Raw genomic sequence first — 13279 nt, forward strand, 5'->3', positions numbered from 1 at the left:
CGCCCGCGCCCCGTGGGTCCGGGTGTCTCAGACGGCGGACCAGCCGTCGTCGACGGGCAGGATCGCGCCGTTGATGTTGCTCGCGTACGGCTGACCCGCACCGAACCGGGCCTGCGCGCGGTCTGGCTGCAGACCTACGACGAGGCCGAACCGGCGTTCGCCCGCGCCCTCGCCGAACGGGCCGGGCTGCCCGCGGACGACCTGCGGCCCGCGATCCGGGCGGCCATGTTCGACGCGGCGCTGCGCGCGGCGGTCGAACACCACGCCTGGCACACGGCCCACACCCACGCCCGCGCCGACGACGCGACGGCGCGGGCGGAACTGGCCACGACCCTGCGTACCGCTCTCCGGGCCGCCGCGGACGGCCTCACCTGACGCGGGCACGCCGACGGCGTAGCCGGCCGGGCGAAGCCCGCGGGGGCGGCGAGGGGGCGCCCTCCCGCCGCCCTCGGGGCACCGGACCTCGTGGCTAGGCCTTCCGGTAGGAGTACGCCTCCACGGCCGCCGCCTCCACGGCCGCGAGGTCGGCGCCCGTCGCGGCCGTCACGACCGCCGCCACCGCGCCCTCGACGAACGGGGCGTCCACCAGACGGGTGTTCTCGGGGAGTTCGTCGCCCTCGGCGAGCAGCGCCTTGACGGTGAGCACCGCACTGCCGAGGTCGGTGAGGACGGCGACCCCCGCGCCCCGGTCCACGGACGCGGCGGCGGCGGACACCAGCTCGGAGCTGGTGCCGAACCCACCGGACGCGGTCCCGCCCGCCGGCGCGACCGGCACCGTCACACCACCGCCCGACAGGGCCTGCGCCAGCCCGGCCACGGACGCGGCGACCTCGGCGCTGTGCGACACCAGCACGATTCCGACCAGCTTGCCGTCACTCACCGGACGCCTCCTCCAGCGCCGCGACGAGCAGCGCCGCCGAGGTCGCCCCGGGGTCCTGGTGCCCGATACTGCGCTCGCCCAGATAGCTCGCCCTGCCCTTGCGGGCCTGCATCGGCACGGTGGCCTCGGCTCCCTCCTCGGCCGCGGCGCGGGCCTCGGCGAACGAGCCGCCGAGGGCGTCCACGGCGGGGACCAGGGCGTCGATCATGGTCTTGTCGCCCGGCGCGGCACCCCCGAGTGTCCGTACGGCGTCCACTCCCGTCCGCAACGCCTCGGCCAACTGCTCGGGACTCACCTCGGCGGCGTCCCCGAGCGCCTTGCCGGTACGGCGCAGCAACGTCCCGTACAGCGGGCCCGAGGCACCGCCGACCGTGGAGATGAGCTGGCGTCCGGCGAGCGTCAGGATCGCGCCGGGCGTGTCGGGTGCCTCCTTCTCCAACGTGGCCGTCACGGCCGTGAACCCGCGCTGGAGGTTGCTGCCGTGGTCGGCGTCGCCGATCGGCGAGTCGAGGGCGGTGAGCCGTTCCGCCTCGCGGTCGACCAACGCGGCGGTCGCCGTCATCCAACGGCGGAAGAAGTCGGCGTCGAGCACTGGGTCTCCTTGCTTGGTAGGTACGTTGCTACTCCTTCCCCGTGCGCCGTCACATGCCCCACCTCAGACCCGGTGTCCTCACCGGCGCGTCCCACAGCCCGAGCAGCTCCTCGTCGATCTCGCACAGGGTGACCGAGGCCCCCGCCATGTCCAGCGAGGTGACGTAGTTGCCGACGAGGGTGCGGGCCACGGCGACACCTCGCTCGCCGAGCACGCGCCGCACCTCGGCGTTGAAGCCGTACAGCTCCAGCAGCGGCGTCGCGCCCATACCGTTGACCAGGACCAGGACGGGATTGCGCGGGTCGAAGTCGGACAGGACCGCATCCACGGCGGCCTCGGCGATCTCCCCCGAGGTCATCATCGGGCGCCGCTCCCGGCCGGGCTCCCCGTGGATGCCGATGCCCAGTTCCAGTTCACCGGCCGGCAGGTCGAAGGTGGGGCTGCCCTTGGCGGGCGTGGTGACGGCGCTCAGCGCGACACCGAAGCTGCGGGAGCTGTCGTTCACCTGGCGGGCGATCGCCTCCACCCGCTCCAGCGGCCGGCCCTCGTCGGCCGCGGCCCCGGCGATCTTCTCCACGAACAGCGTCGCCCCCGTACCGCGCCGCCCGGCCGTGTAGAGGCTGTCCGTCACCGCCACGTCGTCGTCGACCAGCACCTTGGCGACCTGGATGCCCTCGTCCTCGGCCAGCTCGGCGGCCATGTCGAAGTTGAGCACGTCACCGGTGTAGTTCTTCACGATGAACAGCACCCCGGCCCCGCTGTCCACGGCCGCCGCCGCCCGCACCATCTGGTCCGGCACCGGGGAGGTGAACACCTCACCCGGACAGGCCGCCGACAGCATCCCGGGACCCACGAACCCGCCGTGCAGCGGCTCGTGCCCGGATCCGCCCCCCGACACCAGGGCGACCTTCCCGGCCACGGGAGCGTCCCTGCGCACGATCACCCGGTTCTCGACATCCACGGTCAGCTCGGGATGGGCGGCCGCCATACCACGCAGCGCGTCCGCGACCACGGTCTCCGGGACGTTGATGAGCATCTTCATGGGTATCTCCTAGGCAGATTAGCGGATGGACCTCTGACATGCGTTCTGGCTGTTCAGGGGTGGGGGTGGGTAGTTCGTGATCTTGGCGGTCCGGGGCGGTCGTGAGCGGGTTCTGGCGTTACTGATGCTGACTCAATGCTGTCTTCGGTGACGGTCGTCAGGTTGTTCCGGCGGTCGGGCAGGTCTCGGTCGGGGCGCCGCTGTCGGCAGTATCGGCCTTGCGGCAGCGAAGGTCACGCGAGAGGACGACTTGGGCGCGCCCTGGTCGGCGTGCATGACGTGATGCGGCGAAAGTCGAGGCATCGCAAGGTGGGGGTAGAGCTGCGGCGGCTGAGCGGGTGCTGCGTTATCCGGCTTCTCCGCAGCCCTTCGGGCGTCCGGTTGCTGCTGCTGGCGGCCCACTCGGTGGGAGTGACGTGGTCGATCGGGGCTTGGACGAGCGGTCCCCGGGAGCGGTGCGGGAACGCCTGCCAGGCAGCCGACCGGCCGCACGAGCACACTCCCCGGTGCGTAATACTCTCCGGATGAGTTCGCGCACTTCCCCGGTCAGCCGGGCGATCACGATACGGCGGGCCGTCGCACGGGATGCCAAACGGCTCACGCGGCTCGTGCGTGGCTCGAGTGCCTACGAGGGCAAGTACGCAGCCGCAGTCGCGGGCTACCGGGTCGGTCCCGATTACATCGAGGCCCACCGCGCCTTCGTAGCCGTCGGCGGCGACGAGCATGGAGGCCGGGTCCTCGGGTTCTACTCGCTCGTCCTCGATCCACCGGAGCTCGATCTGCTGTTCGTCGCCGACGAAGCGCAAGGGCGGGGTATTGGACGACTGCTCGTCGCACACATGCGGTCCGAGGGCCGTGCCGCCGGGCTCGACCGTGTCAAGGTCGTGTCGCATCTTCCCGCCGAGGACTTCTACCACCGCGTCGGTGCAGTACGGACCGGGACCGCGCCGGCGAACCCGCCCGCCGTGCCGTGGGACCGTCCCGAATTCGAGTTTCGCATTTCTTCGGAATGACGCGGTGTGCCGGTTCGCGGGGCACCGGCTTCGCCTGCACGGTGGGGGCATGCGGGAGTCGCTGGACGCCGGGCGCTCTGTGTGTGCCGTCGTCTCAGCCCTGGCGGGGGATCGCCTGGCCTTTCCTGGCGACTCCCTCACCACAGTCCTTGCCCCGTGGAGCTTGGCCGGCGGGCGTCGGTGCGGCCGGGGGAGGAGCCGGCCCACATGCCATCGGATCCACCGCGTGGATCGCCCGTCCACGGTTCGCCGGGCCGGTCCGCCGTCCGGCGCTGGCCCGGGGCACCCGTCAGCTCCTCCAGGACGGCGTCGAAGACGGTGGAGTCGTTGACGTTGCCGGGCATGACGTCGCGGCCAGGGGCAGGCCGCGATCGTCGTTCCGGTAGGTCACACCACGGAGCACCGGTCCGCAACCGCCACAGCACCCCGTTGATCACCTGCAGGTGATCCCGTCACGGCCGCCCACGACCGTCAACCCTCGGTAGCAGAGGTGCTGTCCGCTCCCACGCCGCATCCGTCAGCTCACCACGGCCCACCACGAGATCGATTATCAGGAAAGTGACCTCGCCTCACACCGAGATCATCACGATGCGGGACAAGGACCGAAGCCGACTCTCAGAACACGGCCTCGTGGTTCGCCGCTACCTGTTCCTGCAGATCTCCGAGCGCATCCAGCAAGTCGCCGTTCACCTGGTCGACATAGGGCTTGATCAGTTGAGTGAGCGGTTCCTTCAGGAAACCGCACAAGGCTGCCTGTCGCCTCTCGAGCGCCCGCGCAGTCCCGAACGCCCCGGTTTCCGCTGCCGCCGACCAGAAGTTGAACAGGCCATACCACACGAAGCAGGCTTGCAGGAAAGGCCTGACCGGCAGTCGGCGACCGGTCCACGGACTGGGAACCATCGGTTGCATGCTGTACAAGGAGTCGTCGAGCACCCAACTCTCCTGCATTTCGTGCATGTACAGAAATCCGTGGATCGACTCGTGGACCACACCTTCAGCGACGAAAGCCTGATCCACGGCCGAGAACTGCGGATTTCCCAGAACCGAGCGTCCGACGTACTGGGCACAGGATCCCGAAGAGAAGACTCGCTCCCGGTCATCCCGGAGGAGCACCAGGGCCTTGGTGAATCTTGCGACGAACGCTGACGTTTCGCTGCTCACCGAAGCGATTCCGTCGATGGCTGCCGACAACTTCGCCAGCGCTTCCTCCCTCTCCCGCCCTGCCAACGGGGCTCTGCCCTCGGGCTGGGTGAAGCGCATCCCTTGTACATCGATGCCAAGGGCATAGGGACTGTCGAGATCGAGAGCTGCCACGCCCTTGATAGAGGGCCCCTCGACGACCTGGCCGCCGGGAAGGATCTGAGTGTCCCCCAAGGCCGTCCAGAGCGGCTCCACGACGGGCTGTGCGACGCTGCCCTCGCGCGCCATCTCCGCCTGCACGGATCGAATGAGGAATTCGGTTGCCGCCGAAGCATCTCGCGCGGGGTCGGGCCACATCAGCAGTCGCGTCGTCTCGGGCGCCAGCAACAGCCTGGTGAGCGACTCGTCGCTCAATCCGGTCAGCTTGGCGACGATTTCCGCTTCGACATCGGGGCGGGTAGACCTTACCTCGGTAAGGAACTGCCCCAGGTGCCGCCCCACCAAATCGGAGTAGCCACGGTGGATCTCATCGCACACTTCACTTGTGCCACACCAGCCAAGTGCCTGATGCAGTCTTTTGAGGGGTGACAAGTCCTTCATCCCGAGATCGATTGTGCGACGGCGTTGTTTGATCGAGAAGTGACGGCGTGAAAGGCCATTTCCTTCCGAACGGTACCGACGATGTGTTCGATCACCGCGAGCAGGGATTCGCAGTGCACGCTCGGGTTGGAGAACGCGTTTTTCTTCGACCATCGGTGCGGCATCTCGCCGCCGCCACACAGCCCGTAGACAGGGCATCGCAGACAATCGTTCGGCAGAATTTCCTGGTTCCTCAGCCCCATGCGATAGAGCTCTGTCTCCCGCAGCCTCTCGATCGGGTGCCTGCGGACATCAAGACCCGTGAGCGTCATGCCGTCACCGCAGATCCGAAGCATGTCCAGGGGTTCCAGGCTGCCATCGGTTTCCACGACCACATCGGTCACCGGCTGGGCACCCAATGCGCTGATCTGTGATTCACCGCCCAGGATCAGATGAAGCAGCGCTTCGAACCATCTGATCCGCACGCCTGGATCCGCATTACCGTACCACTCGTCGAACAGATCGATATAGTATTTGCCGAGAAGGTCAGCGTTCCAGGGCGGCCCTTCCTCATGGTGGTAGTCCGGCCAGAGGAAATCCATGTTCCGGACACCGATATCGAGCAAGTGACGGAACACCTCCGTCCCAGGGAATCGCGGGTCGGCCACGACGAGGATTCCCCAGGGAGGCGATTCGGCGCCTTGAGTCACCAGAAGGTCGATCGCTTTGCGGACGCGGCTGTAGCTTCCCTTTCCCTGGTGGTTCACTCGATGACGATCGTTCCAGACTGCCGGCCCGTCGAGGCTCACTCCGACCTGGACTCCATGGCTCGCGAACAGTGAGAGCCAGTCCGCATCCATGAGAACGCCGTTGGACTGCAGGGTAACGGAGAGCCGCACGTCTGCCGGCGCCATTCTCCTGACATCGTCCAGAAAGCGCGTCATCCAGGGCTTGCCGACCAGAAGCGGCTCTCCTCCGTGAAGTGCGACTACCGCTTCGGTGATGCCGTTCCGGGACGCATACTCCGTAATCTCCCGAATGGCGGCTCGGGCGACCTCCAAGGACATGACCCGGGGGCGGGTCAGATGGGTCGTATCACCCTTGTTGTAGATGTAGCAATAGGTGCAGTCCAGGTTGCATCTCGAAGAGATCTTGAGGATGCAGGAAACAGGAAGAGCAATTCCTGTAGATCGCCGTTCAGGAAACGAATCCTCTTCACCAGAAGGGCGTCGAAACGCGCGATCTCGCATACGAGATGAAATCAAGGACCAACCCCTTGCCGATTCTGTTCAACGTTCCGGACTGACCGATCCCACTACCGTCCAGCAGCGGCGCGGTTTCCTACATCTCCGGAATTTCGTTCCAGCTCCTGCTGAAAGTGAGGCGGTTGTACCCGACGGTTACAGGCGGCTGCCCGCCTTCGGTGACCTCAAGCGCCGCGCGAAGAATGGGATTGAGGTTTCCGACGGCGTCCCTGAGAGCGCCAAGGTCCTTGATGGGGACTCGCACCTCTGCCTGCTGGGGCTTTTGCGCGCCATTTTCCATGATGCCCTCCGAATTCCGAGATTGAGCGAATCAACGAGACTCGCGAGTGGGTCCGACGCTAGCCAGCCTGTGGCTTCATGGCCATCGAGACATTCCAGGGTTTGCTCCAACGGTGGTTTCGTCCACCCGAGCAGCCGTATCGACAACGACGGTCAGGCAGGGACTGACACGCTTCCTGTCGATGGGCTGACAGCGGTTGACTGCACGGGGCATGGCGTTGACAGGCGCCGCATGCGAGCGCGCTCGGGAGGACCTACCGCGGATTCCGGTCGGTGCTTGAGTCGACGGAGGGCGCGGTCATGGCGGTCTTATGCTGCAGCGCGCCGCCGGCCACGGCACGGTCGTCGAGCGGCCGCTGCCGGTGGCACGGCCAAGGGCGAGATCGTGCTGGAAGGAACGGACCGGAGCGGCGGAGTGAAGCGGCCGCACACCTTCCGGGCCGAGACGAGCGCAGCCGTCTTCCGCCGTCGACTCCTCGACGGTGGCGGCCATGGCTGGCTCCCGCAGCCCGCCGACGGCACGTGGCGGTGCGACCGACGTGGACGAGAGCGACGAGGACAAGGGGAAGGCGGGGCAGTGGGCCTCTTTCTGCTGCAGATGAGCGACGACTCCGAGATGATCCTCACCGCGGGCCGAGCCACACGCACGGACACCGGAGAAGTCGGGTTCGAGAGGATCGACGCCCGCGGCAACCGGTCCCACTTCTGCACGATCGCCGGCGGGCAGATCAAGGCCGCCAACGCGCGCAAGACCGACGACAACGGCGCGGAACGCTGGGAGCCCCAGCCGTCCACCGGACGCTGGTGGGCGTACTGACCGCCGGCAGGACGGGCCCCACGCCGGGAGAGGGCCAGGCCCTGCCTCGCCTCTACCGTTGGGTCAGCTTCCTGTCGGACTCCGCCTCGAGTCGTCGCTGCAGTGTGGCGGCGAAGTCCTCGGCCATCGTCAGGCGCGCGCGCAGCGTCTCGCAGCGCGCGTCGGCCACCTTCCGGTAGGAGTCCAGGCGCTCCCGCAACCGCTCCCTCTCCTCGCCGGTCGGCGAACCGTCGGGAGTGGCGAGCCGGTCGGTGATGTCCAGCAGGTCCCGCATCTCCTCGAGGGAGAAATCGAGCGGCTTCATGCGGCGGATCACCATGAGCCGTTCGAGATCGGCCTCCGTGTAGAGGCGAAAGCCGCCCTTGCTGCGCGTCGAGGGAATAACGAGGCCGACTTCTTCGTAGTGACGGATGGTGCGCAGCGACAAACCGGTCCGTTCGGCCACCTCGCCGATCTGCATCTGCCGCTGTTCCGTCATCGTCCTGCCATCTCCCTCTGTTGTCCGCCTGGGCTTCGAAACGGTTAAGTGAACCAGTTCACGTGAGGTCAATCACAGGATCTTGGGTGCTGTTTACCTGCGCTTCACAAGCCGCACCTCGCACTCTGCCCTCACGTCAGAGTAGACTGTTCACGTGCTCGCCTTGGCCGTCAATCGCAGGGTAGAGGCGAAACCGCAGTGGTGTCGGCCCCGATCGGGTCTCTGGCGGCACTGAAGACTTCCGGGCAATGATGCCCGACCGGCGACCCGAGGGTTGCCGCCCTGTCCGGCAAGGCCCCCGCCGAGGCGGCTGGGCTGCCGGACGATTCCTCGTCGGAATCACGTACGCCGAGCGCGTGTGTCCAGCGGCAACGGACGCGTGCGCCTGAACAGAAACGGTTGCATGTCCTCACCGCTGCCCCAAGCTCCCAAGCTGCGCCTGTCCAAGCCGGACTGGCTCGCCTCCCCGAAGGTCGTGCGCACCGAGGTGCTGGCCGGGCTGGTCGTCGCCCTGGCGCTCATCCCGGAGGCGATCTCGTTCTCGATCATCGCCGGGGTCGACCCCGCGATCGGTCTGTTCGCTTCCTTCACGATGGCCGTCGTCATCTCCATCGTGGGCGGCCGCAAGGCAATGATCTCCGCCGCGACCGGTGCCGTCGCCCTGGTCATCGCGCCGCTCAACCACGAGTACGGCCTCGGCTACATGATCGCGGCAGTCATCCTGGCCGGCGTCTTCCAGGTGGTCCTCGGCGCACTCGGGGTCGCCAAGCTGATGCGGTTCGTGCCGCGCAGCGTCATGGTGGGCTTCGTCAACGCCCTGGCGATCCTGATCTTCATGGCCCAGGTACCCGAGATGCACGACGTGCCGTGGGCCGTCTACCCGCTCATCGCCGCCGGTCTGGCCCTCATGGTGTTCTTCCCGAAGGTCACCAAGGTGATCCCGGCCCCGCTGGTCTCCATCGTCATCCTGACCGTGATCACGGTGGGCGCGGGCATCGCCGTCCCCAACGTCGGCGACAAGGGCGAGCTGCCGTCCTCCCTGCCGGTCCCGGGCCTGCCGGACGTGCCGTTCACCCTGGACATGCTGACGACCATCGCCCCGTACGCGCTCGCCATGGCGCTGGTCGGTCTGATGGAGTCGCTGATGACCGCGAAGCTGGTCGACGACATCACCGACACCCACTCGGGCAAGACGCGCGAGTCCATCGGCCAGGGCATCGCCAACATCGTCACCGGTTTCTTCGGCGGCATGGGCGGCTGCGCCATGATCGGCCAGACCATGATCAACGTGAAGGTCTCGGGCGCCCGCACCCGCCTGTCCACCTTCCTGGCCGGTGTCTTCCTCATCATCCTGGTCGTCGTCTTCGGCCCCGTCGTCTCCGACATCCCCATGGCCGCCCTGGTCGCCGTCATGATCATGGTGTCGGTGGGCACGTTCGACTGGCATTCGATCCAGCCCAAGACCCTCAAGCGGTCGCCGGTGGGTGAGACCCTCGTCATGGTCGTCACCGTCGCGTGCGTGGTCACCACCCACAACCTGGCCATCGGCGTGGTCGTCGGAACCATCGCCGCGATGATCATCTTCGCCAAGCGGGTCGCGCACCTGGCCAACGTCTCCGGCGTGGTGGATCCGGACGGCAAGCAGGTCGTCTACTCGGTCACCGGTGAACTGTTCTTCGCCTCCTCCAACGACCTCGTCTACCAGTTCGACTACAAGGACGACCCGGACGACGTCGTCATCGACCTGTCCGGCACCCACATCTGGGACGCCTCGTCGGTCGCCGCCCTGGACGCGATCGAGACCAAGTACGCCCAGCGCGGCAAGAAGGTCACCATCGTGGGCCTGAACGAGCCCAGCGCCCACATGCACCAGCGCCTGGCCGGACAGCTCACCGGCGGGCACTGAGGGGCCGGTCGCCGGCCCCGCGTCACACCACGGAACGCGGGGCGGCGGCCTTCTCACGTGCGGGCCGGGTCCGGAACAATGCGCCGACGAGCCCATGGCCCCGACCGCGTCAGCAGGATCCCCCAAGACATCCGGAGTCGGTCGAAGGGGGAACACCGAGCCGCCCCGCCAAGCGTCTTCCGACCGGCGCTCCAGCTCGGCCTTCCACTCCTGTCACCCCCTCCTCCGGGCAGCGCTTCCACGGCCGGCGGATCGTCGCCTACAGCGCGCTCGCCATGGCGATGACGGCGCCCGGTCAGACCACCGGCGTCTCGGTCTTCATCGACCCCCTCATCTGGATCTCCTTGGCGGTCCGCTCGATGGAGGCACCGAGCCGCTCCCGTTCCCGCTCCAGCAGACGTACCGGCTCGGCCAGGTGCTGCCGCTCTTGCTCTTCGTCTCGTGTCTGCAGGTCCGTCAAGGCCATGTCCGGTTCACACGCCAGCGCGCAATCTACTGTCACGTTAGAGTAGGGTATTCGGACGCGGTGAAGCGGGCAGTGGTCGACATCCGCACCGACCTCCTCGTCCGGCGGACCACCAACGCCCTCCGGTGAGCCGAACCGGCGGTGTATACGTGTGCCTGGTGTGCACATGCCGTTCAAGGCCGCCTGCTATGGGGCCAGGCGGGTCTCGCTGTGCGACGATGGCAGGACACGAGACCGACCGGTACCGCGGGTGCCGGTCTTTGGGTTCTGGGCGTTGCCCCCTTCCAGGGCATCCAGCTCCCGCCATCGTCGGCCCGCCCCCGAGGGGCGCTTCGCCTTTGGGCTCCGCACCCCTGGAAAGGGGGCTCGCCCACCATGCACTTCACGATGCGCATCGACGGCACGGCCGCCCGGGTCACCGTGCACGGAGACATCGACTACACCACACTGCCCACGCTCCGTGCCGCCGCTGCTGGACTGCCGCCGCAGGTGACCGAGCTGGTCTGGGACCTGCATGACGCCCGCTTCATGGACGTCGCCGGTCTCCACCTGCTCTTCGAGCAGCCGTCGCAAGGAGGCTCGCCCCGCAAGACGACAGTGACCAACCTCGCGCCCCAGCCGCTGCGGCTGTTGGTCCTCGCCACCGAAGTGAACCCCGCCCTCGAACTCGCCGACCTGCTCCCCGACACACCCCCGGCCGCCTCGCTTGATGACTGAGCGGGGCGCAGCGCGGCTGTTGTGTCCGCGCCGGATCGGCCGGACTCGGCGGGGCCTCTGGCATGGGGCGGGGGCGTCCTGGCGCAAGTCCAGGCAGCAACGCAGACGGAAACCAGGCTGGCCGGGACCACGCGTGGTGCGATCGGCGGTAGCGGTGGCCCGCCGGGGGCCGACGCCTGCTGCTCCTGTCGCAGGAGCCGGTCGGCGAACGCATCACCGCACGCCTCGCCCGGTCCGACACCCGTAAGCCGCCACCGCACGCCGATAGACGCCCGCACGGCACGGATGTCCCTGCACGTCGCGGTCCGCCACAGGCTCAGCGGCCTGGTGCCATGTTCAGCCGTCGACCGCCATCTCACGCTGAGCCTCGGCGACGGAGCCGTACATCCGCAGAACGCTGTCCACCCCGGTCAGGGTCAGCGTCCTCGCCACTTGCGGGCGCGCGCAGGCGAGTACCAGCACAGCCCCGGCCCCTTCCACCTGGCGCCAGGCCCACAGCAGCACGCTCACCCCGGCAGAATCGCAGAACGGCACCGAGGACAGGTCCAGCACCACACATCGCGGACCCCGGGCGATCTCGCCCAGAAGACGGTCACGGAAATACGGCGCGGTCCGCCAGTCCATGTCCCCGCCGAACTGCACGGTCAGGCATACACCCGACACCCTCGCAACAACTGAGGGACCTTCGGTCATGACACTCTCCCCACCCGCCTCATCGGGAGACGCAACCGACTGTGATGATGAGCCTATCGACTCCCCTCACAGCACCCTCACGTCGGCCACGAGCCCGGCGGATGCGAGTGGTGACGCGACCCTCTCGTGGTCTGTGCGCCGAATTCGGCATGCGTCGGTTCGCGGGGCCCGGTGTACGGCGCGGTTGCTGATGCAGTGCGAGGCCGACCTGCCACAGAGCCGTCCGGGTGAGGTTGCCTAGCATGATCGCACCAGTACGGGTGACACCCATGGGTCCGAGGGAGGACGGGAAGCTGTGTCCCACGACGCCGCTGAAGCCGAAGACATGCACGTCGCCGCAGAGCACCGTGCAGACGGGCCGCCCTGCCGGTCACAAGGTGACGACGCGGGGAAGAGCGCTCACTCGGTTGGCGCTCTGGTGGAGCGAGCGGCTGACCTGGCTGAACCGATCAAGCCGAGGTTGCGTGGCTGGCTCCATGCCGGGATGGTTCCCGCTTCCCTGATCGCAGGCACCGTACTCATCTGCTTGGCTCGCACCCCGCAGGCGGTCCTGGCCTGCTCCGTGTACTCGGTCACCGCCTGGCTGCTGTTCGCAACGAGTGCCGTCTACCACCGCGGCACCTGGGGGCCGCTCGGCGAAGCTCTTCTGCGACGGCTCGACCACGCCAACATCTTCCTGATCATCGCCGGTACCTGCACCCCCCTGGCCGTAGTTCTCCTCTCACCGGGCCAGCGGTCGCTGCTGCTCTGGATAGTGTGGGCGGGTGCGTTGGCCGGCATCGCCTTCCGGGTCCTATGGGTCACCGCTCCGCGCTGGCTGTACACCCCGTGTTACCTGGCCCTGGGGTGGGCGCCGGTGCGCTACCTGCCCGACTTCCTGCACACCGGCGGGGCAGCCGTACTCACCCTGATCGTCGCCGGCGGTCTTCTCTACAGCGCGGGGGCGGTCGTCTACGCCCTGCAGCGTCCCGACCCCTCACCGCGTTGGTTCGGCTTCCACGAGGTCTTCCACGCCCTGACCGTGGCAGCGTTCACCGCGCACTACATCGCCATCTCGCTCGCCGCCTACTGACCGACGCAAGGATTCCGTCCCGCGCCGCCCGCCGCAGGGCGCCGAGGTATCGCGCGGCTCGCGCAAGCCGTCCGTCCCCCCGCGGCCCCGAGGAACGACCCAGGCGCGGCATCCGGAACAGTCCTCGAGCCGTCGCCCCGCCAGGTGACAGGCGTGGACTCTCGCCTCCGCTCGCCATGCCCGGGTCCGTGGGTGACGGTGGCGCCGGCCGTGAGGCGACGGGCCATGTGCCGGCCGAGACGCCCTCGCGGTTGGCCTTCGACCAGGCAGGTAACGCTTACGGGCGCAAAAGCGGCAGAATCACAGGATCTGCGAATGGAGTAAATCTGCCATGACCGCT

15 protein-coding genes and 2 pseudogenes are annotated in these 13279 nt (G+C 67.9%); 6 read left to right on the forward strand and 11 right to left on the reverse strand.

The features are described from left to right. The first annotated feature begins 12 nt into the window (after window positions 1–12). Window positions 13–375, forward strand: coding sequence for a hypothetical protein (locus B1H29_RS33160; protein WP_267891965.1), 363 nt, complete (start codon window positions 13–15; stop codon window positions 373–375). Window positions 376–469: 94 nt separating this feature from the next. Here B1H29_RS33160 and B1H29_RS33165 read toward each other — a convergent pair whose 3' ends face one another. Genes B1H29_RS33165 through dhaK form a run of 3 tightly spaced genes read right to left on the reverse strand, consistent with a single transcriptional unit; the run spans window position 470 to window position 2514 of the window. Beyond that, entirely contained in the window at window positions 470–880 is a 411-nt protein-coding gene (locus B1H29_RS33165; protein ID WP_055420435.1) for a PTS-dependent dihydroxyacetone kinase phosphotransferase subunit DhaM, read from the reverse strand. Beyond that, on the reverse strand, window positions 873–1472 hold the full coding sequence (gene dhaL / locus B1H29_RS33170) for a dihydroxyacetone kinase subunit DhaL (RefSeq protein WP_055420434.1): 600 nt from the start codon (window positions 1470–1472) through the stop codon (window positions 873–875). Before dhaL ends, B1H29_RS33165 begins: the two co-directional genes overlap by 8 nt. A gap of 49 nt (window positions 1473–1521) precedes the next feature. Next, complete coding sequence (gene dhaK, locus B1H29_RS33175; RefSeq protein WP_055420433.1) at window positions 1522–2514, reverse strand: dihydroxyacetone kinase subunit DhaK; 993 nt, start codon at window positions 2512–2514, stop codon at window positions 1522–1524. A 524-nt stretch (window positions 2515–3038) separates the two neighbouring features. Between dhaK and B1H29_RS33180 the strand changes: the two genes are divergently transcribed. Further along, window positions 3039–3527, forward strand: coding sequence for a GNAT family N-acetyltransferase (locus B1H29_RS33180; protein WP_055420432.1), 489 nt, complete (start codon window positions 3039–3041; stop codon window positions 3525–3527). A gap of 137 nt (window positions 3528–3664) precedes the next feature. Here B1H29_RS33180 and B1H29_RS38280 read toward each other — a convergent pair whose 3' ends face one another. The 4 genes and pseudogenes from B1H29_RS38280 to B1H29_RS33195 all read right to left on the reverse strand — a co-directional run bounded on the left by B1H29_RS38280 (window position 3665) and on the right by B1H29_RS33195 (window position 6511). Then, entirely contained in the window at window positions 3665–3871 is a 207-nt protein-coding gene (locus tag B1H29_RS38280; RefSeq protein WP_055420431.1) for a hypothetical protein, read from the reverse strand. A gap of 30 nt (window positions 3872–3901) precedes the next feature. After that, window positions 3902–4066 (reverse strand): annotated as a pseudogene (locus B1H29_RS38910) (transposase); the annotation flags it as partial. A gap of 76 nt (window positions 4067–4142) precedes the next feature. Then, window positions 4143–5267 (reverse strand): aKG-HExxH-type peptide beta-hydroxylase, encoded by a 1125-nt coding sequence (locus tag B1H29_RS33190; RefSeq protein ID WP_159027867.1) that lies wholly within the window; start codon window positions 5265–5267, stop codon window positions 4143–4145. After that, window positions 5264–6511: a radical SAM protein gene (locus B1H29_RS33195; RefSeq protein ID WP_159027868.1), complete on the reverse strand. Its 1248-nt coding sequence runs from the start codon at window positions 6509–6511 to the stop codon at window positions 5264–5266. Before B1H29_RS33195 ends, B1H29_RS33190 begins: the two co-directional genes overlap by 4 nt. 877 nt (window positions 6512–7388) lie before the next feature. On the opposite strand from B1H29_RS33195, the gene B1H29_RS38285 reads away from it, so the two are divergent. After that, window positions 7389–7607: a hypothetical protein gene (locus tag B1H29_RS38285; RefSeq protein ID WP_159027869.1), complete on the forward strand. Its 219-nt coding sequence runs from the start codon at window positions 7389–7391 to the stop codon at window positions 7605–7607. A gap of 52 nt (window positions 7608–7659) precedes the next feature. Here the strand turns inward: B1H29_RS38285 and B1H29_RS33205 are convergent, their stop codons facing one another. Next, on the reverse strand, window positions 7660–8085 hold the full coding sequence (locus B1H29_RS33205) for a MerR family transcriptional regulator (protein ID WP_055420427.1): 426 nt from the start codon (window positions 8083–8085) through the stop codon (window positions 7660–7662). 403 nt (window positions 8086–8488) lie between these two features. Between B1H29_RS33205 and B1H29_RS33210 the strand changes: the two genes are divergently transcribed. Beyond that, complete coding sequence (locus tag B1H29_RS33210) at window positions 8489–9991, forward strand: SulP family inorganic anion transporter (protein WP_055420426.1); 1503 nt, start codon at window positions 8489–8491, stop codon at window positions 9989–9991. Window positions 9992–10286: 295 nt separating this feature from the next. Here the strand turns inward: B1H29_RS33210 and B1H29_RS38290 are convergent, their stop codons facing one another. Continuing rightward, window positions 10287–10457 carry a hypothetical protein gene (locus B1H29_RS38290; RefSeq protein WP_159027870.1) on the reverse strand — a complete coding sequence of 57 codons (171 nt, stop codon included), beginning with the start codon at window positions 10455–10457 and terminating at the stop codon, window positions 10287–10289. Between the two features lie 375 nt (window positions 10458–10832). Between B1H29_RS38290 and B1H29_RS33215 the strand changes: the two genes are divergently transcribed. After that, window positions 10833–11174, forward strand: coding sequence for an STAS domain-containing protein (locus tag B1H29_RS33215; RefSeq protein ID WP_055420425.1), 342 nt, complete (start codon window positions 10833–10835; stop codon window positions 11172–11174). Between the two features lie 87 nt (window positions 11175–11261). Here B1H29_RS33215 and B1H29_RS39630 read toward each other — a convergent pair. After that, window positions 11262–11336: pseudogene (locus B1H29_RS39630) on the reverse strand (DUF6207 family protein); the annotation flags it as partial. A gap of 174 nt (window positions 11337–11510) precedes the next feature. Then, entirely contained in the window at window positions 11511–11867 is a 357-nt protein-coding gene (locus tag B1H29_RS33225) for an STAS domain-containing protein (protein WP_055420424.1), read from the reverse strand. Window positions 11868–12192: 325 nt separating this feature from the next. On the opposite strand from B1H29_RS33225, the gene trhA reads away from it, so the two are divergent. Beyond that, complete coding sequence (trhA, locus tag B1H29_RS33230) at window positions 12193–12939, forward strand: PAQR family membrane homeostasis protein TrhA (RefSeq protein WP_409350925.1); 747 nt, start codon at window positions 12193–12195, stop codon at window positions 12937–12939. Window positions 12940–13279: the final 340 nt, after the last annotated feature.

Source organism: Streptomyces pactum, from assembly GCF_002005225.1.
GTDB classification, from domain to species: Bacteria; Actinomycetota; Actinomycetes; order Streptomycetales; family Streptomycetaceae; genus Streptomyces; species Streptomyces pactum_A.

Bases quoted from the DNA above. Each gene is read 5' to 3' on its own strand.
- B1H29_RS38290 (WP_159027870.1), bottom strand. From the start codon at position 10,457: ATGGCCTTGACGGACCTGCAGACACGAGACGAAGAGCAAGAGCGGCAG.
- trhA (WP_409350925.1), top strand. From the start codon at position 12,193: ATGCACGTCGCCGCAGAGCACCGTGCAGACGGGCCGCCCTGCCGGTCA.
- B1H29_RS33190 (WP_159027867.1), bottom strand. From the start codon at position 5,267: ATGAAGGACTTGTCACCCCTCAAAAGACTGCATCAGGCACTTGGCTGG.
- B1H29_RS38280 (WP_055420431.1), bottom strand. From the start codon at position 3,871: ATGCCCGGCAACGTCAACGACTCCACCGTCTTCGACGCCGTCCTGGAG.
- B1H29_RS33180 (WP_055420432.1), top strand. From the start codon at position 3,039: ATGAGTTCGCGCACTTCCCCGGTCAGCCGGGCGATCACGATACGGCGG.
- dhaK (WP_055420433.1), bottom strand. From the start codon at position 2,514: ATGAAGATGCTCATCAACGTCCCGGAGACCGTGGTCGCGGACGCGCTG.
- B1H29_RS33225 (WP_055420424.1), bottom strand. From the start codon at position 11,867: ATGACCGAAGGTCCCTCAGTTGTTGCGAGGGTGTCGGGTGTATGCCTG.
- B1H29_RS33210 (WP_055420426.1), top strand. From the start codon at position 8,489: ATGTCCTCACCGCTGCCCCAAGCTCCCAAGCTGCGCCTGTCCAAGCCG.
- B1H29_RS38285 (WP_159027869.1), top strand. From the start codon at position 7,389: ATGAGCGACGACTCCGAGATGATCCTCACCGCGGGCCGAGCCACACGC.
- B1H29_RS33215 (WP_055420425.1), top strand. From the start codon at position 10,833: ATGCACTTCACGATGCGCATCGACGGCACGGCCGCCCGGGTCACCGTG.
- B1H29_RS33205 (WP_055420427.1), bottom strand. From the start codon at position 8,085: ATGACGGAACAGCGGCAGATGCAGATCGGCGAGGTGGCCGAACGGACC.